20 protein-coding genes are annotated in these 23,716 nt (G+C 49.8%); 8 read left to right on the top strand and 12 right to left on the bottom strand.

All coding sequences use genetic code 11. The features are described 5' to 3' along the window. Positions 1–11: 11 nt before the first annotated feature. From H8S80_RS01795 to H8S80_RS01775, 5 genes are all read right to left on the bottom strand, one after another. Complete coding sequence (locus H8S80_RS01795) at positions 12–737, bottom strand: phosphatase (RefSeq protein WP_025529711.1); 726 nt, start codon at positions 735–737, stop codon at positions 12–14. Positions 738–771: 34 nt separating this feature from the next. Continuing rightward, complete coding sequence (locus H8S80_RS01790; protein ID WP_002600599.1) at positions 772–1,341, bottom strand: GNAT family N-acetyltransferase; 570 nt, start codon at positions 1,339–1,341, stop codon at positions 772–774. A gap of 125 nt (positions 1,342–1,466) precedes the next feature. Beyond that, complete coding sequence (gene dusB, locus H8S80_RS01785) at positions 1,467–2,441, bottom strand: tRNA dihydrouridine synthase DusB (RefSeq protein ID WP_117632775.1); 975 nt, start codon at positions 2,439–2,441, stop codon at positions 1,467–1,469. Beyond that, positions 2,438–2,794, bottom strand: a complete 357-nt coding sequence (locus H8S80_RS01780; protein ID WP_002600601.1) for a DUF6145 family protein — start codon at positions 2,792–2,794, stop codon at positions 2,438–2,440. The genes dusB and H8S80_RS01780 overlap by 4 nt, the downstream gene beginning before the upstream one ends. 74 nt (positions 2,795–2,868) lie before the next feature. Beyond that, positions 2,869–3,876 carry a LacI family DNA-binding transcriptional regulator gene (locus H8S80_RS01775; protein ID WP_025529708.1) on the bottom strand — a complete coding sequence of 336 codons (1,008 nt, stop codon included), beginning with the start codon at positions 3,874–3,876 and terminating at the stop codon, positions 2,869–2,871. A gap of 322 nt (positions 3,877–4,198) precedes the next feature. On the opposite strand from H8S80_RS01775, the gene H8S80_RS01770 reads away from it, so the two are divergent. Further along, complete coding sequence (locus H8S80_RS01770; RefSeq protein WP_117632776.1) at positions 4,199–5,680, top strand: UxaA family hydrolase; 1,482 nt, start codon at positions 4,199–4,201, stop codon at positions 5,678–5,680. A 26-nt stretch (positions 5,681–5,706) separates the two neighbouring features. Further along, complete coding sequence (locus H8S80_RS01765) at positions 5,707–7,200, top strand: tagaturonate reductase (protein ID WP_117632777.1); 1,494 nt, start codon at positions 5,707–5,709, stop codon at positions 7,198–7,200. A gap of 115 nt (positions 7,201–7,315) precedes the next feature. Here H8S80_RS01765 and H8S80_RS01760 read toward each other — a convergent pair whose 3' ends face one another. Beyond that, positions 7,316–8,569: an NUDIX hydrolase gene (locus H8S80_RS01760; RefSeq protein ID WP_117632778.1), complete on the bottom strand. Its 1,254-nt coding sequence runs from the start codon at positions 8,567–8,569 to the stop codon at positions 7,316–7,318. A 212-nt stretch (positions 8,570–8,781) separates the two neighbouring features. Between H8S80_RS01760 and H8S80_RS01755 the strand changes: the two genes are divergently transcribed. The 3 genes from H8S80_RS01755 to H8S80_RS01745 all read left to right on the top strand — a co-directional run bounded on the left by H8S80_RS01755 (position 8,782) and on the right by H8S80_RS01745 (position 11,901). Then, entirely contained in the window at positions 8,782–9,876 is a 1,095-nt protein-coding gene (locus H8S80_RS01755; RefSeq protein ID WP_117632779.1) for a DUF6709 family protein, read from the top strand. A gap of 65 nt (positions 9,877–9,941) precedes the next feature. Further along, positions 9,942–10,631 carry a response regulator transcription factor gene (locus tag H8S80_RS01750; RefSeq protein WP_002600607.1) on the top strand — a complete coding sequence of 230 codons (690 nt, stop codon included), beginning with the start codon at positions 9,942–9,944 and terminating at the stop codon, positions 10,629–10,631. Further along, positions 10,624–11,901 (top strand): HAMP domain-containing sensor histidine kinase, encoded by a 1,278-nt coding sequence (locus H8S80_RS01745; RefSeq protein ID WP_029465821.1) that lies wholly within the window; start codon positions 10,624–10,626, stop codon positions 11,899–11,901. Before H8S80_RS01750 ends, H8S80_RS01745 begins: the two co-directional genes overlap by 8 nt. A gap of 72 nt (positions 11,902–11,973) precedes the next feature. On the opposite strand, the gene H8S80_RS01740 is transcribed toward H8S80_RS01745, so the two are convergent. From H8S80_RS01740 to H8S80_RS01730, 3 genes are read right to left on the bottom strand one after another with little or no spacing between them, the layout of a single operon-like run. Continuing rightward, entirely contained in the window at positions 11,974–14,016 is a 2,043-nt protein-coding gene (locus tag H8S80_RS01740; protein WP_117632798.1) for a serine hydrolase domain-containing protein, read from the bottom strand. Between the two features lie 5 nt (positions 14,017–14,021). Continuing rightward, positions 14,022–16,619: an ABC transporter permease gene (locus tag H8S80_RS01735; RefSeq protein ID WP_117632780.1), complete on the bottom strand. Its 2,598-nt coding sequence runs from the start codon at positions 16,617–16,619 to the stop codon at positions 14,022–14,024. Between the two features lies 1 nt (position 16,620). Next, positions 16,621–17,379 (bottom strand): ABC transporter ATP-binding protein, encoded by a 759-nt coding sequence (locus H8S80_RS01730; RefSeq protein WP_002600611.1) that lies wholly within the window; start codon positions 17,377–17,379, stop codon positions 16,621–16,623. Between the two features lie 245 nt (positions 17,380–17,624). On the opposite strand from H8S80_RS01730, the gene H8S80_RS01725 reads away from it, so the two are divergent. From H8S80_RS01725 to H8S80_RS01715, 3 genes are all read left to right on the top strand, one after another. Continuing rightward, positions 17,625–18,149 carry a hypothetical protein gene (locus H8S80_RS01725; protein WP_117632781.1) on the top strand — a complete coding sequence of 175 codons (525 nt, stop codon included), beginning with the start codon at positions 17,625–17,627 and terminating at the stop codon, positions 18,147–18,149. A gap of 55 nt (positions 18,150–18,204) precedes the next feature. Further along, the gene (locus tag H8S80_RS01720; protein WP_117632782.1) at positions 18,205–19,020 is read left to right on the top strand and encodes a MerR family transcriptional regulator; all 816 of its coding nucleotides are present in this window, start codon (positions 18,205–18,207) and stop codon (positions 19,018–19,020) included. 112 nt (positions 19,021–19,132) lie between these two features. Next, positions 19,133–20,008: an AraC family transcriptional regulator gene (locus tag H8S80_RS01715; RefSeq protein WP_117632783.1), complete on the top strand. Its 876-nt coding sequence runs from the start codon at positions 19,133–19,135 to the stop codon at positions 20,006–20,008. Between the two features lie 174 nt (positions 20,009–20,182). On the opposite strand, the gene H8S80_RS01710 is transcribed toward H8S80_RS01715, so the two are convergent. The 3 genes from H8S80_RS01710 to H8S80_RS01700 all read right to left on the bottom strand — a co-directional run bounded on the left by H8S80_RS01710 (position 20,183) and on the right by H8S80_RS01700 (position 23,715). Further along, positions 20,183–20,788, bottom strand: coding sequence for a DUF1349 domain-containing protein (locus tag H8S80_RS01710; RefSeq protein WP_117632784.1), 606 nt, complete (start codon positions 20,786–20,788; stop codon positions 20,183–20,185). Between the two features lie 506 nt (positions 20,789–21,294). Further along, on the bottom strand, positions 21,295–22,125 hold the full coding sequence (locus tag H8S80_RS01705) for a sugar phosphate isomerase/epimerase family protein (RefSeq protein WP_002600616.1): 831 nt from the start codon (positions 22,123–22,125) through the stop codon (positions 21,295–21,297). Between the two features lie 36 nt (positions 22,126–22,161). Then, a complete protein-coding gene (locus H8S80_RS01700) occupies positions 22,162–23,715 on the bottom strand; it encodes a glycoside hydrolase family 28 protein (protein ID WP_117632785.1) in 1,554 nt (517 codons plus the stop codon). Position 23,716 lies beyond the last annotated feature (1 nt).

Here is a 23,716-nt window from a genome sequence, read left to right as displayed (position 1 = left end):
TGTGTGGAATCTCACCGGTTACGGCTGTATCCGATAAATGCCTGGAAGGCTTCTACATCTGTATTTAAAATTAACGCTTCATCAAATCCTATTTCATCAAGCAGCTTTTCAGCCAGAACAAAATTTCCTACATCACTGGGATCATGGGCATCTGAATTTACAATGACAGGAACTTCAGACTGCCGGCAAAGCGCAAGCATGGTCTTGTAATTTTCCACGCAGTTCAAACGCTTATCCTTTTTTCTTAAAGAACTGTTGTTTATTTCCAAAGCAACGTGATACTGTTTTGCGGCTTGTACGAGTCTTCCATAATCCAGTGGTGTATGATCATCATCCGGATGGGAAACAAAGAACACTTTGGGATGCTTCATACACTGAATTAAATTATCCGTATTTTTAATTTTTCCCTCATTTTTATAACACTGCGTATGGATTCCTGCTATTGCATAATCCAACTTTTCTATATATTCCTGCTCGAGGGAAAGCAGCCCGCCTTTCAGGACGTTTATTTCACAGCCATGCAAAATTTCCACGCCGTACAAATTCCTGGGTATCGCCTGAAGATTATTATAATAAAAGGGATTCACGGTTCCTGGAATGCCGGGCGCATGTTCACTTATCCCCAGAAGCTGTAAATGTTGTTCGCTGGCTGCTTTCGCCATTTCCCGAATCGTGCCATAAGCATGACCGCTGACTAATGTATGAGTATGAATATCTAATAAGAAATCTTTTTTCACAGTACTCTCCTCTCGTTTAGCTGGTTTATCCTGATTACTCGTTTCTGTTCAATACAAAGTAAGAATCATATTTCGTTCCATCATGTCCGATTAACTTTTCGTCTGTATACTTAAAACCCAACTGCTCTAACGCGCGTATTCGCTCTGCTGCTGCGGCTATGGCTTTTGCAGCAATTTTATCGCAATGAAAGAGTGTATACGCGGGTTCTATGATCATTTTCAATATTTTTGTAATTTCGCCTGCTCTTTCGTAATCGCTCCGGATATCCAATCTGAGCAGTCCGCAGTCCGTAAAACAGTCCGCAGCGTCTCTGTGAAAAAGTTCTATGGTTCCTATTGCCTCATTGGTTTCTTTTGATACAATCGTCCATCGGACAAAACCTGCCCGATTGTACTCAAAGAGCCAATATGCAATCGCCTGCTCCATTCTGCTTTCCGTTGTATAATAAAAGTCATCACCGCCGCAATTATCACTGTTAAAAAATGATACGGCAGCTTTGTCAGAATAAACCTTTAACAAATCGGATTTATCCTCCTGACTGGTCATTCTCAAAATATAACTGTCATTCTCAAATACAGGGCAATTTTCATAGACATCGGTCATGACGCGCCTCCCTCAAATTTTCATTATTTTTACTTATTCTATCACATTTTAGAGTGCGCGGATATGTCTGTAAAGTTTTTTCCTTTAACGGAACATTTTTCCGGAAAGTAAAACAGGACATTTCATCATCTGAAATGTCCTGCAAACCGTTCCATCACGAGTGTTTCCAAATCCGCTAATGTTTCCACCGCGTTAATATCATTCCGCAGTTTTGCCGAATGAGGCAGTCCTGCCGTATACCAGGCCATGTGCTTGCGCATCTCCCGGATTCCCAGATACTCTCCTTTGTGTTCCACCGACATCTTCGCATGGCGCAGAACCATGTTCTGCAGCTCCTCCATGGATGGGGGCGGAAGAAGTTCCCCCGTCTCCAGGTAATAGAGCGTTCTCGAGAAGATCCACGGGTTGCCCTTTGCCCCTCTCGCAATCATAATTCCATCGCAGCCCGTCTCGTCCAGCAGCGCCTTCGCATCCTCGGGGGCAAAGACGTCTCCATTTCCAATGACCGGTATCTTCACGGCTTCTTTTACCCTGCGAATAATATCCCAGTCTGCGGCCCCGGAATAATACTGTTCCCTCGTCCTGCCGTGAACCGCAACCGCAGCCACGCCGCAGCTCTCGGCCATCCTGGCAAATTCCACCGCGTTCACATCGCTGTCCGTAAAACCCTTGCGGAACTTCACTGTCACAGGCTTTTTTACAGCCTTCACCATGGCGCCAAGAACCGCCTCCGCCAGCTTGGGATTCTTCATCATCGCTGAGCCTTCGCCGTTATTAACGATCTTCGGCACGGGGCATCCCATGTTGACATCGATGATATCAAAAGGCCCCGGCTCGATGAGCTTCGCAATATCCGCCATAATTTCCGGATCGGAGCCAAACAGCTGAACCGAAACCGGACGTTCTCTCTCTTCTACCTCCAGGAGCGCCTTCGTATTCCTGTTCTTATAAAGAATCGCCTTCGCGCTCACCATCTCTGTCACCACCATGCCGCAGCCCTGCTCCTTGCAAAGAATGCGAAATGGCAGGTCGGTTACCCCTGCCATCGGCGCCAGAATCAGATTATTCTCAAGTGTTACATTACCGATCTTAAGCTTCACGATTCCTCTTCCTCATCAATCTCTTCTCCCAGATAAAAGACCCGGTAATACATCTCCAGGGCTTCCAAAAGATCTCTCTTTTCCATCTGGTACTGTTTGATCTTCAGCACGCTTCCTATTTCGTCAAATAAATAATCCGTCTCCTCAGCCGTCACTAAAAACTCCAGCGTACCATCCTCTTCAAATTCCAGAGTCAGAATTCCTCCCACATCCTCTGTATACAGCACACACATAATCTGAAGCTCCTGCCGTATGTTCTCAGGAAGGTTGGAAAACTGTTCATTAAAATAGTACTTCTGCTCATAGGAATTGGCTCCGCATAATACAATACGATCCTGTTTCTCCTCTATCATAAAAACACCGTTCCTTCTATGGTTATTTCATCCGAACGTAGTATATCACAAGACAGAACGAATGACAATAGCCCCTAAAAATCCGTAGTACACCGCTTCACCAGTCTGCAGGGGACCTGGCTCTTCTGCTCCACGGATTTCTCCTCTCCCCGCAGAACCGCCATCATCTGATCCGTGGTGATGGCGCAGAGCTCTTCTACCTTATTGTCAATGGAAGAAAGCTCGGGATCACAGCAGATGGAAAGCGCAGAATTATTAAATCCGGTGATGCAGAGTTCCTCCGGAATCTTTAAAAGCTTGGCGTTGGCGTATTTGATCGCACCCACGGCCAGGCCGTCGTCCGTAGCCAGCACGCTGTCAAAATTCAAATCCCGCCGCTCTAAAAGAATGTCTCTCACCGAATGGATCCGGTTCTTTACATACAGCTTTAAGTCCCCCAGCACAGGCAGTCCATGGTCCTTTAAGGCCGCCTCATATCCCGCCAGCTTCTGATTCGCACTGTAAGAATGGGAATCACACAGAAACAGAATCCGTCTTCTTCCCGCCTCAATCATCTGCGAAGCCACGTCATAGGTAGCGCCGTAATCGTCGCTGAAGGCACAATACACATGATCGCCCTTAATGTAACCGTTAATCATAAATACAGGAACCGTCTTCGCCGCATTCCGCACGTAATCCGCCTTCCGGTCGTCTCCGCCCTCGCCGGCATACGTCGATCCCACCAGAATCAGCGCGTCGATCCGCTTATTTAACAGAAGACTCACATACTTTTCCTTATTCTCCTGCCGGGATCCGCTGCAGCAGAGAATACAGTCATACCCGTACTCGTGCAGACGGCCTTCCAGGTGAAATGCCGCCGATGCCATATAGGAATCCGATACATCCGGGCAGATAATCCCGATGGTCTTCATGGAGTCCAGTCCCAGGCCCCGCGCAAACACGTTTGGCGTATAACCGTTCTCCTCCATGATGGCGCGGACCCTCTGTTTTGTCTTCTCGCTGACACGCGGGCTGTCGTTCACCACACGCGATACGGTGGCAATGGACACCCCTGCAAGCTCTGCTATATCGTAAATATTCATTTTGAACCCTCTTTATCCTGACGCACCGACGCTCTGGAACACAGTGCGAAAGCGCTTACACTTTTTCTTACATTATATCTGATCTATTCATGAAAAGCAACCGTATTCTTTTTATTTTCCCTATTGACGAAGTGACAAAAATGGTGTATGGTTTATGTAAGTACTTACATTCTATATCAACTGGAATATTTAAATTGTAACCCTGAAGCCGTGCATCTTCTTATTTTCGTAAAGCACGAAAGCAAGAAGCTCGGGCATTCCGCCCTATATCAGTTTGTACAGCTGAATCGTTACATGGAATTGCAGAAAGGAAAGAACGATTATGCAGGACTTTATTAAAATTCACTCCGGGGATAATGTAGCTGTAGCCTTAAAGCCGCTGGCCTCCGGCACCACCATGACTGTGAATGATCAGGCGGTCACGCTCGTCTCCGATATCCCTCAGGGACACAAGTTCGCTTTAACCGACATCGCAGAGGGCGCTTCCGTCATGAAATACGGCTGTGCCATCGGAATCGCAAAGGAACCGATTTTAAAAGGAAGCTGGATCCACACGCACAATCTAAAGACTGGGCTGGGCGATCTGCTCACCTACTCTTACAACAAACAGGAAACTGCTCCCACGCCGGCGGAGGAACGCTTCTTTCACGGTTACCGCCGGCCGGACGGAAAAGTCGGCGTCCGCAACGAGATCTGGATCATCCCCACCGTAGGCTGCGTCAATAACGTTGCCCAGGCCATTGAGCGCCAGGCTAAGAGCCTCATAAGCGGAACCGTAGAAGATGTGGTGGCTTTCCCACACCCCTATGGCTGTTCCCAGATGGGTGACGACCAGGAGCATACCAGAACCATTCTGGCCGATTTAATCAATCATCCCAACGCCGGTGGTGTCCTCGTTCTCGGCCTTGGATGCGAAAACAGCAACATCACGGAATTAAAACGCTATATCGGAGAATATGATGAACGCCGTATCAAGTTCCTGGCAGCACAGGAATCTGACGATGAGATCGCCGACTCTCTGGAACTGATCCGCGAACTGGCCGCTTATGCCGGCAGCTTCGAGCGGGAACCGGTCAGCTGCAGCGAACTCATCATTGGCATGAAATGCGGCGGATCCGACGGACTCTCCGGCATCACAGCCAACCCCACAGTCGGTGCATTCTCAGATATGCTGGTGGGCGCGGGCGGAACCACAATACTGACCGAGGTTCCCGAGATGTTCGGGGCGGAGACACTGCTCATGAACCGCTGTATCAATGAAGAGATCTTTGAAAAAACCGTTCATCTGATCAATGACTTCAAAAACTATTTTACCAGCCACAATCAGACCATCTACGAGAACCCGTCTCCCGGCAACAAAAAGGGGGGTATCTCTACCCTGGAGGACAAGTCGCTGGGATGCGTTCAAAAATCCGGCAGCGCTCCGGTCATGGACGTCTTAATGTATGGAGAACCCGTTCACACAAAGGGCTTAAACCTGTTAAGCGCCCCTGGTAATGACCTGGTCGCCTCCACCGCGCTGGCTGCCTCCGGCGCCCACATCGTACTCTTCACCACAGGACGCGGTACACCGTTTGCCTGTCCGGTTCCGACCATGAAGATATCGACCAACACCGCGCTCAGCACAAAGAAGAGCAACTGGATCGATTTTAACTGCGGCAGACTGGTAGAAGACACGGATATGGACACATTAAAGAATGACTTCTTCGATTTTGTCCTGGAGGTTGCTTCCGGAAAGAAAGTGAAGTCAGAAGAAGCAGGCTTCCATGATATGGCCATCTTTAAGCAGGGAGTTACACTATAGAAATCATATAAAGGAGAGTATTTCAAATGGAAAAGTTATGTTATGAGACACTGGAGAAACAGGGCTACGACGGATATTTGTTAAAGGACGCACCGGAACGCGTGCTGCAGTTCGGCGAAGGTAATTTCCTGCGCGCTTTCGTGGACTATTTTATTGATATGATGAACGAAAAGGCAGGATTTCATTCCAAAGTCGTTTTATGCCAGCCCATCGCTCCCGGACTTGCCGATATGATCAATGAGCAGGAAGGCTTATATACTCTGTTTTTACGCGGTTTTGAAAATGGAAAGAAGGTCAATGACAAGCGTGTGATCTCCTGTGTCAGCAGATGTTTAAATCCCTATCAGGATTACGACGCCGTTCTCGCCTGTGCGGAGAATCCGGATTTACGTTTCATCGCCTGCAACACAACGGAAGCCGGCATCACCTACGATCCGGCCTGCAGCTTCACCGATGTGCCGGCGGACAGCTATCCGGGAAAGCTGACTCAGTTCTTATATAAGAGATTTGAAACGTTTGGAAAAGAAGCCGGAAAGGGCTTTGTCATCCTCTCCTGCGAGCTGATCGACAACAACGGAAAAGAGTTGGAGAAATGCGTCCTGCAGTATGCGGATCAGTGGAAATTAGGAGAAGAATTCGTCACCTGGATCAAACAGGAGAATATCTTCTGCTCCACTTTGGTAGACCGGATCGTAACCGGATATCCGAGAAATGAAGCCGCTTCCATCTGTGAAGAGCTGGGCTATCAGGACAACATCATCGACACCGGAGAAGTCTTCGGATTCTGGGTCATCGAAGGACCTGAGAGTTTAAAAGAAGAGCTTCCATTTGAGAAGGCCGGTCTTCCGGTCCTCATCACCGACGATCACAAGCCATACAAGCAGAGAAAGGTCCGTATCTTAAACGGTGCTCACACCTCCTTCGTCTTAGGCGCATACTTAGCCGGCCAGGATATTGTCCGTGACTGTATGGAAGACGAAGTGATCTGCGGCTTTATGAACAAGACCATTTACGATGAGATCATCCCGACTCTGACGCTTCCGAAGGAAGAGCTTAAGAGCTTCGCCGCTTCTGTTACGGAGCGTTTTAAGAATCCATTTATCGACCACGCGCTGCTCTCCATCTCCTTAAACTCCACCTCCAAGTGGAAAGCACGCGTTATGCCTTCCTTAAAGGGCTATATTGCAAACACCGGCAAGCTTCCGGAATGCATCACCGCTTCCTTTGCATTCTACATCGCGTTCTACCGCGGAAAGCAGCTCACTGAAGACGGACTGATTGCAGCGAGGCCGGCCGGTAATGAATACACGGTAAAAGATGACCGCCCGATCCTTAAGTTTTTCTACGATCACAGGGAGGACGATGCAAAGACTCTGGTTGACGCAGTCTGCTCCAACGAAGAGTTCTGGGGTGAGGACTTAACCGCCATCGCCGGATTCGAGGACGCCGTCGCCGGTTATGTGGCGGATATCTGGGAAAAGGGCGCTTATGAAGTGATGAAGGGTTGTCTGGATAAGTAATTCGGAAGAGATAACATAAAATTCAGGTGTCAAAAGTTTAAAACTTATGGCACCTGAATTTTATGATTCCTTTCAGTTCTCAATCATTAACCATCTATCTGCCCGATTCCTCTCATCAATCAAACACCGTCTTCCAATTCTTATCCGCATACGCGTCAAAGCACATCTCGATCTGCTCCTTCGTATTCTTATCCTCGGCCAGCACCGGCAGCTCATCCGGGGAAAACCATCCGCTCCCTACCGTCTCAATGTTCTCCGAAAACTCACCGTCCACGATCTCGCATAAGAAGAACACCTTGCAGATACCGTACGGATATGCCGGCGGGTTGTGGAGTCCCTTATCGTGAAGCGCCACCACGCGCACCGGAACTACCGTGAGTCCCGCCTCCTCCAGCGTCTCCTTGACGGCATTCTCTCCCACCGTCTTATTCACATCCACCCATCCTCCCGGCATGGAATAGCGTCCGTCCATCTCCTTCACCAGAAGGATCTTCCCATCCTCGATGATGGCGGCTCTCGTATCCAGCTTTGGAGTCTGAAATCCCGTCTCATTGCAGAATAAATCCGTCACCCGCTCCTTCGACAGGCCGGTGTAGCCGCTCATAATCTCTCCCGACAGCTCCCGGATCCGCTCAAACCGCTCCAAGTCAAACCGATCCTTTGAATAAGTGACGCCCGCCTGAGCGATAAACTGAAGCTCCATGGCCCAGGAAATCCATTTTCTCCCTTCATCCTCTGCGTCCAGCCGCTCCAGAACCGACTGCACGGAGGCCGGATCCGGGAAGTAATAATCCGCGTGGATATGCCTCACGCTGACGGCTCCCCACAGAGCCAGACCACAGGCGGTCTTCGCCGCCCTGGCGCATTCCATGTCGTAGATGCTGTCCCCGATGTAAAGCACCTCCTCCGGTCTCGCTCCGGCCCTTCTCATATAGCACTCCAGGGGCTCCGCCTCCGGTTTGTGGCACACCGTGTCCTCCTCGCAGACGACCGTATCAAAGTATCCGTCGAGCCCCAGTCGCATAAAATCCCGTTCATACTCCGCTCTGCATCTGCTGGTCACAACGCCCAGTTGAAACCCATCCGCCCGCAGCCGTTTTAAAAGCAGTTCGATTCCATCAAACACACGGACGAAATCTCTCAGAGCCGCCAGATTTTCCTTCCATTGAAGGAGTATCTCCTCCTCATGACCGGTTTCCAGCCGTTTGAGAGCCGCGGCTCCCGTGATTCCAAGACAGAATGAGAGTTCCGAAAGATCTTTTTCAATCCCTGCATGTTCTCTCAGTGTCTTCTGAAATGACTGAAGGATTGCTTCCTCCGTATCCAGAAGCGTACCGTCGACGTCGAATACAATATGGTGATATCTCATTTTCTTATCCTCCTGTGTATGATACTATTTAACCATATTCTGTTCCCTGGGGCAAGAAGAAGTTACGGTACACAGGGGCCGGCGGAGGCTGTGTACCGTGACAGAAGAGACGAAAAATAATAAGGAAAAAAGTATAATTGCATTGTAATATCACACAATTTCCTGTATGATAACAGGATAATGAGCATTTCCAAAGATAAGGGGGAACAACTATGTTAGAGACATTGAAAAAGCGTGTAACAAAAAATCTGATGTGGCGTATCGTCATCTCAGTCATCATCGTCGGTGCCGTCTTCTTTTACAGCGGCAAATCGATTCTGATGTTTGTCAAAGGACCGGAGCCGATTACGGCAGGCATGGACTATGACGCCGCCGAGGGTTCCTATGTGAGCTTCGATGCGCAGTATATTATTGACGAATATGTGCGTCAGACCGAACGCAACACAGACACCAAGAAAGAAACCCTGAAAAATATCAGCTACTTCGTTTATTTTGAGGAGGACGGATACTTTTTCGGAATTGAGCTTCCTTCTTCCAAAGAGGACGAGATGAACCAGTATATCGATGACACGATCAGCTGGCTGAACGGAGAGGTCGATGAGCTCACCAATACCAAATCCGTCAAGGGAACCTGGACAGAGCTCACAGGCAAGCGTCTCCAGTATTATCAGGAACAGATCACCGATGATCTGGGCGAGGAATTCCTTGAAATAGCGCTTCCCTATTATATCGACACAAATAAGGTCGGAGACCGCTCCTTTCTCTCCATCTATATCTGCCTCGCAATCCTGGCTGTAACGATCCTTTACTTCATCTACACGCTTATCCGGTATTTTACCGGCAGCACTCAGAAAAATATAAAGAAGTATATCGAGGCCAATCCATCCGTATCTATGGAGCACATAGAAGCAGATTTCGCATCAGCCTCCGCCATCTCCAGCAGCATTTGGGTCGGCAGGCGCTGGACCTTCCACGTTTCCGGCATCTCCACCCAGCTTCTGGAGAACAAGGATCTGGTCTGGGGCTATTACTACCACCGCACGGGGCGCAACTCCGAAAGCTCCCTGCGCCTGTACGATATCAACAGACGCTTACATACCCTGGCTGCGTCGGAAAAAGAGGCCATGGCCGCTTTAAATGTTTATGAACAGCAGCAGCCACACATGATTCTCGGCTACAAGAAGGAACTGGAAAAGACATTCCAGAAAGATTTCCAGGGCTTCTTGAACCTGCGCTATAACCGTCCTGCGGAAGATTTCCAGACTGCTCCGGATGAACCGTGGAACTACACGAATCCAGAAGAATAATAACAAACCAATGATGACTCGTACGCGCTGCGCACGGGTCATCGTGACAAGAACAGGAGACTGCCATGCATTACGACTGCCTGATTGTAGACGACGAGACAGCAATCGCCAGTTCTACCTCGGAATACTTTAACTTATTTGAGCTGTCATCAGCCTATGTAACCAGCTACGAACAGTGCATTGACTTTTTAAAAGAGAATACGGTCTCCCTTCTCCTGCTGGATATCAATCTGGGAGACCGGTCCGGCTTCGGACTCTGCAAGAAGCTGCGGGAACAGACGGATATTCCGATTCTGTTTATCAGCGCCCGCACCAGCGACGACGATATTCTGACTGCGTTAAACATCGGTGGAGATGATTACATCACCAAGCCGTACACCTTAAGCGTTCTGCTGGCCAAGGTAAAGGCCGTCTTAAAGCGGTGTGCACGGACCGTGGAAACCGGTCCCCTGCGGATCGCCGATGTCGAGATCGACCTCTCCGCCCACAAGGTAACCGTAGGCGGAAAGCCGGTCAAACTGAAAGAAATGGAATTCCGGCTGCTTGTTTATCTGGCGCAGAATCTTGGACGCGTCGTCACGAAGGAAGAGCTTCTGGAGAACGTCTGGCCGGACCCCTATGTGGGCGAGGGCACCTTATCGGTCCACATCCGCCATCTGCGGGAGAAGATTGAGAAAGACCCCAATCACCCGCTGCTCATCTTAACGGTATGGGGTACCGGATACCGCATGGAGAACGGAGAATGCGATGATTAAGAAAAAATGGACGTTACTGTTTCTGGTTTCCTGGCTCCTTTTCGGCGCCGTCTTTCTGTTCCGGCTTTTTTCCTCTCTGGAGATGCCGGCAATCGATATGGTTTCCATCAACCGCATCGAAAAAGAGACGGCCGCCCAGTGGGAACGGGGAACCTTTTTTAAACCGGATTCCTTTCCCTACGATTACACGGTCGCAGACCTCTCGGGAGCCATTCTGCTAAAGACCTCTGCCGCCGCCCCTGAAACCATGACCGAGGCGGTCCGCAGACACGATACTGTGCTGGATCTCACCATCGGCCAGGCCGTGAAGGGCCATGTGTTCATTGCCACTGGATACGATGCTGCTCTTCTGAAAGCAAAAAAAGAACTGGCCTTTTTCGCCGTTCTTCTTCTGCTGCTGCCGCTGATTCCTATTTTGATCTATACCGCTTATTTGAATCATGCCGTTTTAAAGCCGTTTCGGCGGATGAAAGATTTCACCCGGCACATCGCCATGGGCGATCTGGATTTCCCCCTTCCCATGGACAGAAAGCACGTGTTCGGCGCATTTACCGAAAGCTTTGACATCATGCGGGATCAGTTAAGGGAGGCGAGATTTAAGGAAGCGGAGGCGAACCGGAGCAAGAAAGAGCTGGTTGCTTCGCTGAGCCACGATATCAAGACTCCGGTCGCGTCCATCAAGCTTACCAGCGAGCTTCTGCTGGTCACGGAAAAAGAGGCGCCGGTCAGAGAACGCCTACAGACCATTTACCAGAAATCCGACCAGATCGACCATCTGATCACCAACATGCTTCAGGCCTCTTTAGACGAGCTGGGGGAACTGACCGTGAACCTGTCGGAGGCGAGCAGCCGTTTAGTCGAAGCCATGATCCGGGATGCCGATTACTGCGGCAGAATATCGTCATTTACGCTTCCCGGCTGCATTCTCCTCATCGATCCGTTCCGCTTGGAACAGGTCATCGGCAACATCTTAAATAACGCCTACAAATACGCGGGAAGCGATATAAACGTGGTGTCTGACTTAACAGAAGACGGCCTGCGCATCGAGTTTATGGATTATGGAAAGGGAGTCCCCGATGAGGAACTCCCCAGCCTCTTTACCAAATTCTTCCGCGGCTCCAACTCGGACAAAAAAGCCGATGGCTCCGGACTCGGACTCTATATCTCCAAAAATCTGATGGAGCGTATGGGCGGCATCATCGAATGCAGGAACCGCAGTGACGGTTTTTCAGTCATTCTCTATCTTCCGCTTCGCCATCCCGGTACCTGACAGTGCGTCAGGACCGGGCCGGCCTCCGTGTTCCGGGAACGCTGTGGAGGAAACTACGAAACATGCCCTGTGCTAATCCGCATAACGGATCGTAAACGCGGCTCCCGCTTCGCCCACCAGTACCACTCTGCCATCCTCCGGGAGGTAGAACGGACGGTCCTCACTCAATGTCCACGAACTCGATACACATTTCATGTCGCGGCCGGTATGGTCATACACGTACCATGCGCCGTTCTCCGGTTTTTCGATGATAACCGGACGTTTCTGATTCCTGTCTCCGGTGGTAAACCAGACCGCCTCCCCGTCTGCTCCGATGGTCCGCTCACTGTCTGCGTCAGGAAACGCTTCTGCGTCCGCTGCTGCAATATAGCGGTAGCTTCCCGATTCCAGATACTGTTTTCCATTCTCCTCCGTCCGCGTATAATCATTTAAATCGCGGCCCGCCTGCCCCGGAACCTCTGTAAAAAATCTCGCATGCGCCTCATCCGTGACCTCTGCCATACGCAGCTCCAGATTCTCAAAGGAAAGAATTCCCCTCGGTTCGTCAAGCAGCAGAGGCTTCACCATGAACCGTTTCAGCCACGCACTGGAAGTATACTTTTCGCTTAAGAGATAATACTCCTGGCCATCCAGCGCCTTCCAGGCTGATACCGCAGTCTCCGCCGGCACATTGCCGGTATACCGGGTGCCGACAGGAAGATACGTGGCCACACGGCCAAGGCCAGGGTAGACCTCCATGCTTTCCGCCATCAAATACTCTCTTCCCTTTTTCCCTTTCTGGAAACTCAGCCTGGTTCGCCCGATCCGGCCGCCGCTTCCCTTCGACAGTTCTCCCGAGGCACTGATATAGCTGCCGTCCGTAGAGTAGAATCCACCGTCTTCTCCAAGTCGATAGACCTGCTCTCTCCGTCTTCCGCTTCCTTCGGAGGCAACTGTCATCTCCCCTTCGCCGGAGACAGAGAGCTTTAACAGATCGCTGCCGGCGTACCAGCCGGACCGCTCTGCCAGATTTAAGCCCGCCTCCCCGCCATGGCTTACACTCTCTTCATCTCCCCGCTCAATTCTTTGGACCTCGTCCAGATACGTCATCACAATCTCCTGAACAGCCAGCTGGTTCAGTGTGCTGGAGCCGCCGCTGGTAAGCACGGCACAGGATATATTCTCTTCCGGAAGAACCGTTAAGCTGCCGTGATAGAAGTTCGTATCGCCGCCCTTAACAAGGGCTTTTATCCCATAGCGGCTGAATGGATACGTTTCCACGCTGTCCCATCCAAGCCCATAGGATAAGGTCGTATCATAGCCATTCGGGTTGATCTCCTCGTTGTAACGGCTGGTTTCCATGGCAAGCAGCGCTCCGTCGGACAGCAGTCCGGCATTACCTGCTCTGTTTTTCATAAATATTTCCGAGAAGCGGCATACGTCCATGGCTGTCGCGTAAATACCGCCGCTTCCGATCACGTTGGCATGTTCCGGAGGAAGTTCCTCCCCGGTGCCCTCATCGTATATCTTCGCCAGGCGGCCCGACAGATTGCCGCTCTGAGGCGTCTTAAACTGTGTCAGGCCAAGATTTTTCGAAAATTCCCGGTCGATGTACTCCGTAAAGCTAAGTCCGGTCACCCGCTCCACCAATATTTCCGCCAGTGTAAAGCCATCGTTGCAGTACACCTGGATATCTCCCGGATCGGATTTCAGGCGCTGTTTCTTAAGCCGCGCCAGCAGCATATCATGATTTTCCGTATCGTTGTCTCCCAACAGCATGGCATTATTTAACGTGCTGCCAGGAAGCCCGGAACTGTGATCCAGGAGCATTTCCGGCGTTATCCTGCGATACCGCTCATCCGCCATCTCAAACTCCGGAATGTATGTGATGAGCGGTTTCTTGAGATCAAGCTTCCCCTCATCGGCCAGCCTCATGACCGCAGCCGCGGTCACCACTTTGCTGGTGGAGCCGATCCCGTACATGAGGGGCTCAGCCGCAGCCTGGACTCCCACGCCCTCCGTCCCCGCCGGTACCGTCTCTTTCGCCAGGCAGGCCTCCCGGCCGAAACCGTTCATTCCGGAAAATATTGCCGCAGCCGCCAGAACTGCGGTTACATGGTACCATCTTTTCTTCATCCTCATCATTCCTCCGTCAACAATCCATATACCGTGATGCCCCTGATTTTTCCCGCCAGCACCATAGAAACCGCAAATGCGAATACCACCAGAGCGAAAGCCATAAGAAGAATCAGCCACGGCTCCACTACAAAATTCATCTCCGAAATTCCCAGCTGTTCAAATAAGAGACTGGCCATGCGGTTCACCGACAGGCAGGCCGCAAGGGAACCGGCAAGCGTTCCTCCCACCGATGCAGGCAGAAAACTTATGGCGATCTGTTCCATCAGCTGTCTGTCCGTATAGCCCAGAGCCTTGTAGATGCCGAATTCTCCTCTCCGCCTTGTGAGCATCGACTTGATCACCATATAAAGCACCAGCACCACCAGAAGCACGGTTCCCGTGATGATGAGGGCTGCCATCATGCGTGTGGAATCGGCAATGCTGTCCACATTGGACACAAAGAGCCGTCTGTTGTTTTCAATCCTGTCTATCTCATAATCGTTCGTATCACCGCTTAAGACGACTTCGCCGTCTACCATCAGGGCATACTGGGCGCTGTCCACGCCGTACATGGAAATCAGGGCGGCGAGCTTCTCTTCCGCCTTTCTCTTCGCCGCGGCCAGCGCTTCCTGTTTTTTCGTGCCGGTATCCATACTTGCGCCGCTGTCTGTACCGGCATTTGTACCGGAATCTGTGCTGTTATCTGTATTGCTGTTCATATCCGCTCCCGTATTACCAGGTGACACAGATGGGGAAAGCACTCGGAAGCTCTGCTCCATGGCCCCGATAAACGTATCGATATCCAGACCCGGCTCTAAGTACACCTGAATGGAATTCTTTTCGTAGTACGGCTCCACTCTTAAAAGTCCTGTCTCATGCATAAAGCAGATGCGGCCGAAGTTATTCATGGTCTGTGTCAGCCCGCAGATCACATATTCAGCGGAAGCTCCGTTTGAAGATACCGTAATGGTATCCCCAATCTTCTTTCCCCAGCTCCTGGCGAGAAGTCCCGTCACCACGATCTCATTATCGTATTCCGGGAAATTCCCTTCGTAGACCTCCACCATTTCCAGTTTACCAAAGTCGTCCGACACGTAGCAGCTTAACAGCTCGCCCTCCACGCTCAGGGACTCCATCTCATAGAGGCTCACTTTTCTGACGCCCTCCATGGCGCCGATCTTTTCCGTCAGTTCCTCATAATCTTCGTGAGGGGCCTTATAGACCATGATATCGCTGATCTCATATCCTGTCATCTTAAGCACCAGATCGTCGTTGATCCCCATATTCCACCAGGTGATGATGGAAAACGCACTGGCAAATGCAATGCCGGCGAAAATAATGCCAACCATAAAATACATTTTCCGGTTAAAAGCCATGCTCTTTAATCCCAGCGCCATGGAGAGAGAGCCCCGCGTCCGTTCCAGCGGGAAATGCTCCTTCTTGAAGCTGTGGGATTTGATGCCGCCCCGCAGCGCCTCCACCGGAAGAATTCTGGCTGCTGCCGCGGCGGAACGCCATGCGACCAACACTACTACAGCCATGATAAAGGCCGCGCTCAGGATATCGAAGCCGATATGCCCCCCGCTCCTCCAGGTAACGCCCACCGAGCTTGTAATCAGCCCGCCCAGGGCTGCGATGATCCCATAGGAAAGGGCGATTCCCAACACTGTTCCGATCATTCCGATGATGATAAACTCCAGGACCACCGACCACCGGATCTGCCTTCCCGTATACCCCACGGCTCCCAGCGCTCCAATACTGCGCATCTGAGAATCAATATGATTGGAAATCCTGAATTTCATCACTATCACAGCGACAATCACCATCAAAAACGAGAATACAAACAGTACCACGGAAATAATGGTAACCACCATGGTGGTTCCGTTTCTCATGTCGTCGATGGTTATTTCCATGGCCTTCGCATCCATGGAAATCGCTTCAATATTTACATCCGTATTTTTCTTAAAATCCGCGATTAATCCTTTTAAATCAGCCTGATCCTTCACCCGCACCAGGAGCATATATCCGCCGCCCTGCTGTTCGTACAGTTTTTCATACGCCTTCTCCGGCATATAGAAATTCACCATGCTGCTGACCGAAGAGTGAAGCCAGGTGGACTGCGTAAAGCCCGCTATGCGGAAATGGTAATCTTTTTTATTATAATTCAGGATCAGCTCATCCCCCAGTCCATATCCCATGTCCTTCATAAACACCGGAATGTAGACCGCCTCATCCTTCGGCACCTCAGTCTGCTCCGCCACGAAGTAGCCGCCGATCTTCCTGCTGCGGTCCATATTCAGGAAGTTGGCGGAGATAACGCCGCCTTCCGGGAAGGAGGCCATATCCATCATTACAAATTCGTCCGTCTCTGCGGTTTCCACCCTCGGATCCTGCAAGAAGAAGTCGAGATACTCTTCGCGGTACTCATTTCCCGTAAACCGGACCATGTAATGCGCTCCGCCCAGCCTGTCGTTTTCCATGTCGTAAAAATGGTTAATTCCCGCCAGCAAAGTGAGTCCCACATTAAAAATAGCCACTGACAGCAGTATGAGAACACCCATGGAAACGGCCACGCCCTTTTTCTTTCTGATATTTGCCATGGCAATCATAAAAACCGGCATCTTACCACCCCATTTCCGTCAAAAACGCATTCAGCTTCTCATGACGCGCCATATCATTGCTGGTATACGTACCCAGCCGGCACTCGCCGCAGATCATACCGTCCTTCAAATAGACCACCCGGTCTGCCCGCCTCGCAGTCTTCACATCGTGAGTGACGACAACAATGCTCTGGCCCTTCTTGTTCACCTCGCTCAGGGTATTTAACACCTGCTCCCCAAACGCCGAATTTAAGGCTCCTGTGGGCTCATCTGCGAATATCACGGCCGGCTCATTGATCAGTGCCCTCACAATGCCCACCCGCTGAGCCTCGCCGCCGGAAAGCTGGGACGGAAACTTTCCCCAGTCCTCTTTCATAATTCCGACTTCACCCAGCAGCTCCTTTGCCCTGGCTGCAACGGCCTTTTTATCTCTGGACACCAGAAGACCGCAGGCCAGCACATTGTCCAGAACGCTCATATTGTCCAAAAGATGAATCTGCTGAAATACAAACCCGCAGTTTTTCCTGCGGAACACAGCCATATCGCTGATTCCCAGATGGTTAATCTTCACATCTCCGTACATCACCTCTCCCAGCGTCGGCTTATCCATACCCGACAGCGCGTAAAGCAATGTGGACTTACCCGAGCCGGAAGCCCCCATAATCACGGTAAAGCCTCCTTTATAGATACTCAAATCCAGATTTTTAAGCACATGCTGCTGCCTCCCGCCGCTGGAAAAGCTCTTACACAATTTATCTGTCTGAATAACGATTTCTTTCATCGTCTTTCTCCCTTCTATATTCGAATATTCTGTCTCAGATGTTCTGCTTTAAAACTTCTGTCTCTTTCCTCCGATATCCCCATTATAAATGGCCGCTGAAAAAAAGTCCTTAGAAAACTGCTGTCAAATTCTTATCAGTTTCTTAACTGATTGGCATTTCTGTGGTAAACTGGAGAAAGGCAGGAATATAGAACGCCTTCTTTCGTTACGCGTTTGAATTTCAATTTTTAAGAAACGAGGCATATATGGCTAATACCATCTATTTAAACAACAAAGACAGCATGTCCATGAGCAACGGCTGTACGGACGTATTTCTTACCACTATCGGACTGAGCGGATCCCGCCTGGCCGTGACAGACGGGGAAAAACGCCTCATACTGTGGCTCCTCGAGAGGGACCAGTGGGTATGGGGCCGGGGAATCGTGGGATTTAATCTTGCGGAAATGCCCTGGGATATCGAAAATCTGGAATCACAGAAACAATTTTTCTGTTCCGTCATTAACGGAGTATTGGAAGAATCCGGCTGGGAAACGCTGGATTACAAGCCTAATAAAGACCTTCTGGCGCCCCAGATTCGAAGCTATCGCCGCCTGATCGGCGCGCTGGAAGTGGAGGATATCATTGTGGGGGCGAAAAAAGAATGGCTGGAGGCCTCAGAGAATGAGGCATGGCGGCAGGGGAGGTATGCATTCTGTTCCCGGCATGGTATCCTTCTGACCGATACCGGCTGCCTGGCGTGTCATGATATGTCAGAAAACCCTCCACTATAACACCAGGCTTTTGGGTTATGATATGATTATGAAATTAAAACCGGAGGCAATTGACATGATAAATACTTACTCAACTTCCGATGTGGCAAAGCTTATCGGAATCCATCCCAACACAGTGCGGCTTTACGAGGACCTGGGGCTGATTACGAGACCGGAGCGAAAAACCAACGGTTACCGGGTATTCACGGATTACCACCTGATCCAGTTTCGGATCGCGCGTCTGGCCTTTCAGGTTGAAGTCCTTCAGAACGGCCTGCGGAAACAGGCTGCTGCAATCGTAAAGTCGTGTGCATCCGGTGACATGGATAAGGCGCTGTACCTCACTGATCTCTATCTGAGACAGATCAGCGAAGAAAAACTGAATGGGGAGACGGCCATACAGATTGCCGGACAGATCCTTTCCGGGCATACGCTTATTACCGATGACCTGCTTCTCACGAGGACACAGGCCGCCCTCTACCTGCACATCACCGTGGACACGCTGCGCAGCTGGGAGCGCAACGGACTGCTGGAGGAAGCAAAAACCCAGAATGGCCGCCGCGTTTACACCTCCCGCGATCTGGAACGGCTGATTATCATCAAATCCCTTCGCTGCGCCAACTACTCTCTTTCCGCCATCCTGCGGATGCTGTCTGCACTGTCCCTCAATCCGGAGGCCAGTATCCGTGATGCCATCGATACACCGAGGCCGGATGACGACATTCTGACCGCCTGTGACCACCTTCTTACTTCTCTGGAGCAGGCAAGAGATAACGCGGAACAGATCATTATACTTTTATCAGAACTGAAAAAAACAGAATCAGTCACCCCACACGCGGGAACATACAGGATCACCGACGATTTTCCGGCTCCATGTCAGCCGGACAAATAAAGCCACGGAATGACAGGATTTTATTCCGTTTATGCGTTACTATCATTATAGTCACTGCACGTAAATGTCCAAACGACAGACGCGAAGTGCTCATAACCAGGAGGCAGGAACAATGGAATGGACAGAAAGTTTAAAACGTTCAATTAATTTTATGGAAAACCATCTTTTGGAGGATATCAGCCCCGACGATGTGGCCGCAGAGGTACATATCTCGTCGTTTTATCTCCAGAAAGGCTTCAGCATCATGACCGGCTACTCCATCGGAGAGTATATCCGATACCGCAGGCTGTATCTGGCCGCACTGGATGTCATTGCCGGAAGCGCTAAGGTAATCGATCTGGCTTACCGGTACGGATACGACACACCTGAGAGCTTCACAAAGGCATTCAGCCGTTTTCACGGAGTTTCGCCGGCGCAGATGAAGAGAACTTCCAATAAAATCCACACGTTTTTGCCTTTAAAAATAACAGTTTCAGTACAAGGAGGAAATGACATGGATTATGTAGTAGAAAAGATGAATGTATTTTCGGTAATCGGCTATGAATACGAGGTTCGTTATGACAATTCCTATCAGACAATTCCGAAACTTTGGGATCAGTTCTGTGAGCACTTCGACCGCGGAGAAAATTCTCCCGAAGTGCAGCAGGCAATTGACATCTGTAAAATCGGGGAATTCGGTATCTGCATGGACGATAATCCCGGCGGAGGCACCTTTCACTATCTGATTGTCGGCCATTACAACGGAGGCCCTGTTCCCGAGGGTATGAAGGTATTCGAGATTCCCGCCGCAGAGTGGGCAAAATTCCACTGCACCGGACCGCTTCCCGGCTCCCTGCAGGCAGTCAATACAAAGATTTTCAAGGAATGGCTTCCCGGCAACCCGGACTATGAGTTTTCCATGAATATGAATATCGAATGGTATTCCATGAGCGACTGCAGTCAGCCGGATTATGAAAGTGAAATCTGGATTCCTGTGAAACGTAAATAAGTCTTTCCAGTATAGCAGCTATATTTAGCAGCAGAGAAAGGGACGGTCCTGTTAAGGTCCGTCCCTTTCTCTGTACTCATTGCTTCTATATCCTCACTTCAACGCCTTCATCGGACGCTTCTCCACACAGCGAATATAATCCAGCGTCAGCCACAAAACCATGGCTTTTCCCATCTATTTATGGGCGTTCCATTGGCACTCCATCATTTTCATATCTGTAAATACGGCCCTAAAAGAAGATTCTTCCGGACTGCAGGCGTAAATTCCAAACGAGATTTCTTCCGCTCCATCCCACATATGACAAATTCTCATCTGCTTAAAATTCACCCCGTCCTGGCTGCATTCCATACAGTAATCACTTTCCCGCCGGCTTAATCGATACCACATCTCTTTGATGGAAGCCGAAATATCCGTTGTCGCCCAGTCAGAGTATCCATGATTTGTCACAACACTCCCCAAACGCTGAAATTCCTCGTTTTCAAACTCGATGGACGCCTTCAGCCAGTTATCGCTGTCCAGATAAAGCACGATTCCGCACTGATCGAAACGGTGCTTACTTTCAAACTCTGTTTTCACAACAAATGAAAAATAGGGCTCACTCGTTTTCATCTGTAAAACCGGCGCATTATCATTTCTGAATCCGTAGTAGGTGCGCTGCCATAAATCGGTTACAGGCTCTGTTATCATTTCGATTTTATGATCATCCATTACCGTATGCCATGGTTCTCTGATCCAGAATAAGTTTTCTTTCACAAATTCTCTCAACTTGGCTTCCTCCATTAACTCCGCTTTTCGTAATATTCGGTTTCTATTATTTTATTTTTAATTTATGCGGTAGACTTGCTGTGGACCTGATCCGGTATAACTTTTTATTTCTTACATAAAACCGTTCCAGTACAAATCAGAATTTCTTCTTTATAATATATCATATTTCCTATTGTTATTAAACGCCTGTGTAATGAAACACACTGCGTAATGTAATAAGCCGTATTGTGTTTGACAAAGTACTGGTGCTGACACTGCATAACATGAGATTCATTTATGTAATAGAAGCACCTTCCTATTACACAAGAATAGTCCGGCGAGCCGGACTATCGCACCGGAGTGCGGCCGCTTCAGCGCCATACCTCCTTAGCGCGGAGTGCACAGCCTCCCGGAGGTTTTTTATTTCATAGGATAAACTTTCCTGCGAAATAAAAAACATGGATACTTCCCTCAAATAGAAGAATCCATGTTTTTCTGCCCCAACGCTCCAACCACTCATACGTTCGTTATTCCTGCGTCCTTCATCCCTCAAAGCTCTCTAAGAATTCCCTTGATTCCACCGCATTTTCCGGTGTGCTGTCCTCGATCGTCATCTGAATATACGGTTTTTCCTTCCGCACAAAATCCATGATCGTATCGTATTTCATGATTCCGGTACCCGGAGCACCGGAAACGATTCTATCCTCTTCCACGACGAAATCTTTCATGTGCAGAACCGCGGTGTACTCTCCCAAATCCTGAATCGCCTGAGTAAAGACAGACTCATAATCCCTGCTATTTTCCACAGAAAGAAGATTGACCGGATCCAGAATGATCTGGAGGTTAGGAGAATTGATCTCCTTCAGAACCCGAAGCGCCTGTTTCGAATCGTAGACAATGTGACTCCAAACCGGTTCGATAGCAAGAATAACGCCAAACTTTTCCGCACACGCTACTACCGGGCGAACATTCGTTATAAATGTCTGAAGCGCCTCTTCCGTATGGCAGGCCGGTTCAAAATGGTAATCCGCGTTGGGAGCCCCCGTCTCTGTTCCCACCACACTGCATCCTAAAATAGAAGCAAACCGAATATGGGCAAAGTACCGTTCCTGTATCTTTCTTAATTCTTCCGGATCCGGATGGGCAAGATTCAAATAGCAGCCCAGCACTGCGATGTCCACATCGTACTTTGCAAACATCTTTCTTAAATATGCAGCATACCCGGGTGTCAGCGCTGAATTGGCAACAGAGTGTTCCGTCACCGTCTTTGCAAGCGCCAGATGGCCACAGGTAAATCCCTGTTCATGTGCTCTCATAACTCTCTGTTCCAGTGTTCCTGGTTCAATATCGTGTAATCGAATTCCTATCTGCAACTTCGTTTCCTCCTTATCATGAACACACTGCGTGCTCTATACCTCTTCAAAATAATCAATATTGCTCATAATAAACGCATCGCCCTTCTGTCCTGTAATGGTTACATTTTTACAGATCAGCGTATCCACATTCATCACGGTAAATCCCTGTCTGGAGCAGGCCTCCACCCCTTCCATCATAGCTGGAACGCCTTCCCTGGCCTGTTCCGCAAAGGAGATCTCCACATTTTCCAGTTCAATCTTACGGATCTTCTGCTCCGGCAGACCGCAGAGGAAAGAAGCCGCCACATGGCAGTCCGATGCTTTAATATCTTTAAAGGACAGGTTTTTAATCTCCGGTGTCCGCTCGTCTACCGGCAGAGCTTCCCTGCACTGCACGTAATCCGTCCTTCCATCCGGATCACAGAAATAGAAGCTGTTGACCACAAATGGAGTCATGACATTCTCCATGATTATATGTTGAAAGGAAATATCAGACAGCACCGAATCCCTTCCCCTTCCGCGCCTGGTTTTCACCCGGAGACCTCTGTCAGTGCACCGGAACAGACAGTCCTTCACCTGCACCGCCTTTACACCGGCTCCGACCTCGCTTCCCACTGTAACCGCACCATGGCCATTTTCCATCAGGCACTGGCGAATCTCAATATTCTCCGAAGGAGTCTTATAGCGGCGCCCCATATAGATTTTCCCTGACTTTATGGCAATGCAGTCATCACCGAGGGAAAAATGCAGCCCTGCAATCTCCACATCTCTGCACGATTCCGGATCCAATCCGTCTGTATTAGGCGAGTCCGCAGGATTCCTAATATCCAGATCCAAGAAACGCAGTCGCTGGCTGAAATACGGATGAAGTACCCAGGTGGGGCTGTTCTTCAGATGAAATCCCTGAAGCGTGATGCTCTTACACCTCTCCAGAAATACCATACGCGGCCGGAAAGCTCCCCGCATTGTTCCCACATCGTTCCACCAGTTCTCAAAGGAGGCCTGGCCGTCCACCAGTCCCTCTCCATAGATTACCACATCTTCCACTTCAATTCCATTGATAATTCCAGCAAACATGGGAAGAGGATTTCCCTCCCACGTCCCTAAGTTATAATCCTCTGTCTCATCGCAGCTTTCAATCATACCTGGAAATCTTGGATATCTGAAGCGGTCGGTATCCGCCGCCAAAACAGCTCCGGCTGCCAGCTCCAGCCTGATATGACTTTTTAAAAACAGACTGGTAATCCGGTATACTCCCTTTGGTATCAGCACGCGTCCATTCTTCGGACATGCCAGAATCGCCGCCTGTATAAATCCGGTATCATCCTGTATCCCGTCTCCCTTTGCTCCGACCTCTTTGACATTGAGAGTCACGAATTCATAATCCGTACGGAAAACGGTTCTCGCCTCTTCCCCATCCCGCTTTAAGCATACCTCATACTCCGTATCCGGCCTTAATCCAAACAGACTGAAAATCACCCGGTTTGTCCTCTTATAAAGGCTCCCGTTTATGTAAATCTCTCCCTCAGTATCAAATTCAAAAATCCGGCCCGCCTCTGTCTCCAATGTCGCTGACCGGGCAGTCATACAAATCACCTTTAGCTCCATG

This window comes from Hungatella sp. L36 (assembly GCF_014288035.1).
Note: the sequence above shows the minus strand (reverse complement) of the source record. Positions and strands in the feature narration are given on the sequence as shown.

What these genes read in the sequence shown, in the direction of transcription:
- H8S80_RS01790 (WP_002600599.1), bottom strand. Translation starts at nt 1,341, where the DNA reads ATGACCGATGTCTATGAAAATTGCCCTGTATTTGAGAATGACAGTTAT.
- H8S80_RS01780 (WP_002600601.1), bottom strand. Translation starts at nt 2,794, where the DNA reads ATGATAGAGGAGAAACAGGATCGTATTGTATTATGCGGAGCCAATTCC.
- H8S80_RS01775 (WP_025529708.1), bottom strand. Translation starts at nt 3,876, where the DNA reads ATGAATATTTACGATATAGCAGAGCTTGCAGGGGTGTCCATTGCCACC.
- H8S80_RS01770 (WP_117632776.1), top strand. Translation starts at nt 4,199, where the DNA reads ATGCAGGACTTTATTAAAATTCACTCCGGGGATAATGTAGCTGTAGCC.
- H8S80_RS01765 (WP_117632777.1), top strand. Translation starts at nt 5,707, where the DNA reads ATGGAAAAGTTATGTTATGAGACACTGGAGAAACAGGGCTACGACGGA.
- H8S80_RS01760 (WP_117632778.1), bottom strand. Translation starts at nt 8,569, where the DNA reads ATGAGATATCACCATATTGTATTCGACGTCGACGGTACGCTTCTGGAT.
- H8S80_RS01755 (WP_117632779.1), top strand. Translation starts at nt 8,782, where the DNA reads ATGTTAGAGACATTGAAAAAGCGTGTAACAAAAAATCTGATGTGGCGT.
- H8S80_RS01750 (WP_002600607.1), top strand. Translation starts at nt 9,942, where the DNA reads ATGCATTACGACTGCCTGATTGTAGACGACGAGACAGCAATCGCCAGT.
- H8S80_RS01745 (WP_029465821.1), top strand. Translation starts at nt 10,624, where the DNA reads ATGATTAAGAAAAAATGGACGTTACTGTTTCTGGTTTCCTGGCTCCTT.
- H8S80_RS01740 (WP_117632798.1), bottom strand. Translation starts at nt 14,016, where the DNA reads ATGAAGAAAAGATGGTACCATGTAACCGCAGTTCTGGCGGCTGCGGCA.
- H8S80_RS01735 (WP_117632780.1), bottom strand. Translation starts at nt 16,619, where the DNA reads ATGCCGGTTTTTATGATTGCCATGGCAAATATCAGAAAGAAAAAGGGC.
- H8S80_RS01730 (WP_002600611.1), bottom strand. Translation starts at nt 17,379, where the DNA reads ATGAAAGAAATCGTTATTCAGACAGATAAATTGTGTAAGAGCTTTTCC.
- H8S80_RS01725 (WP_117632781.1), top strand. Translation starts at nt 17,625, where the DNA reads ATGGCTAATACCATCTATTTAAACAACAAAGACAGCATGTCCATGAGC.
- H8S80_RS01720 (WP_117632782.1), top strand. Translation starts at nt 18,205, where the DNA reads ATGATAAATACTTACTCAACTTCCGATGTGGCAAAGCTTATCGGAATC.
- H8S80_RS01715 (WP_117632783.1), top strand. Translation starts at nt 19,133, where the DNA reads ATGGAATGGACAGAAAGTTTAAAACGTTCAATTAATTTTATGGAAAAC.
- H8S80_RS01710 (WP_117632784.1), bottom strand. Translation starts at nt 20,788, where the DNA reads ATGGAGGAAGCCAAGTTGAGAGAATTTGTGAAAGAAAACTTATTCTGG.
- H8S80_RS01700 (WP_117632785.1), bottom strand. Translation starts at nt 23,715, where the DNA reads ATGGAGCTAAAGGTGATTTGTATGACTGCCCGGTCAGCGACATTGGAG.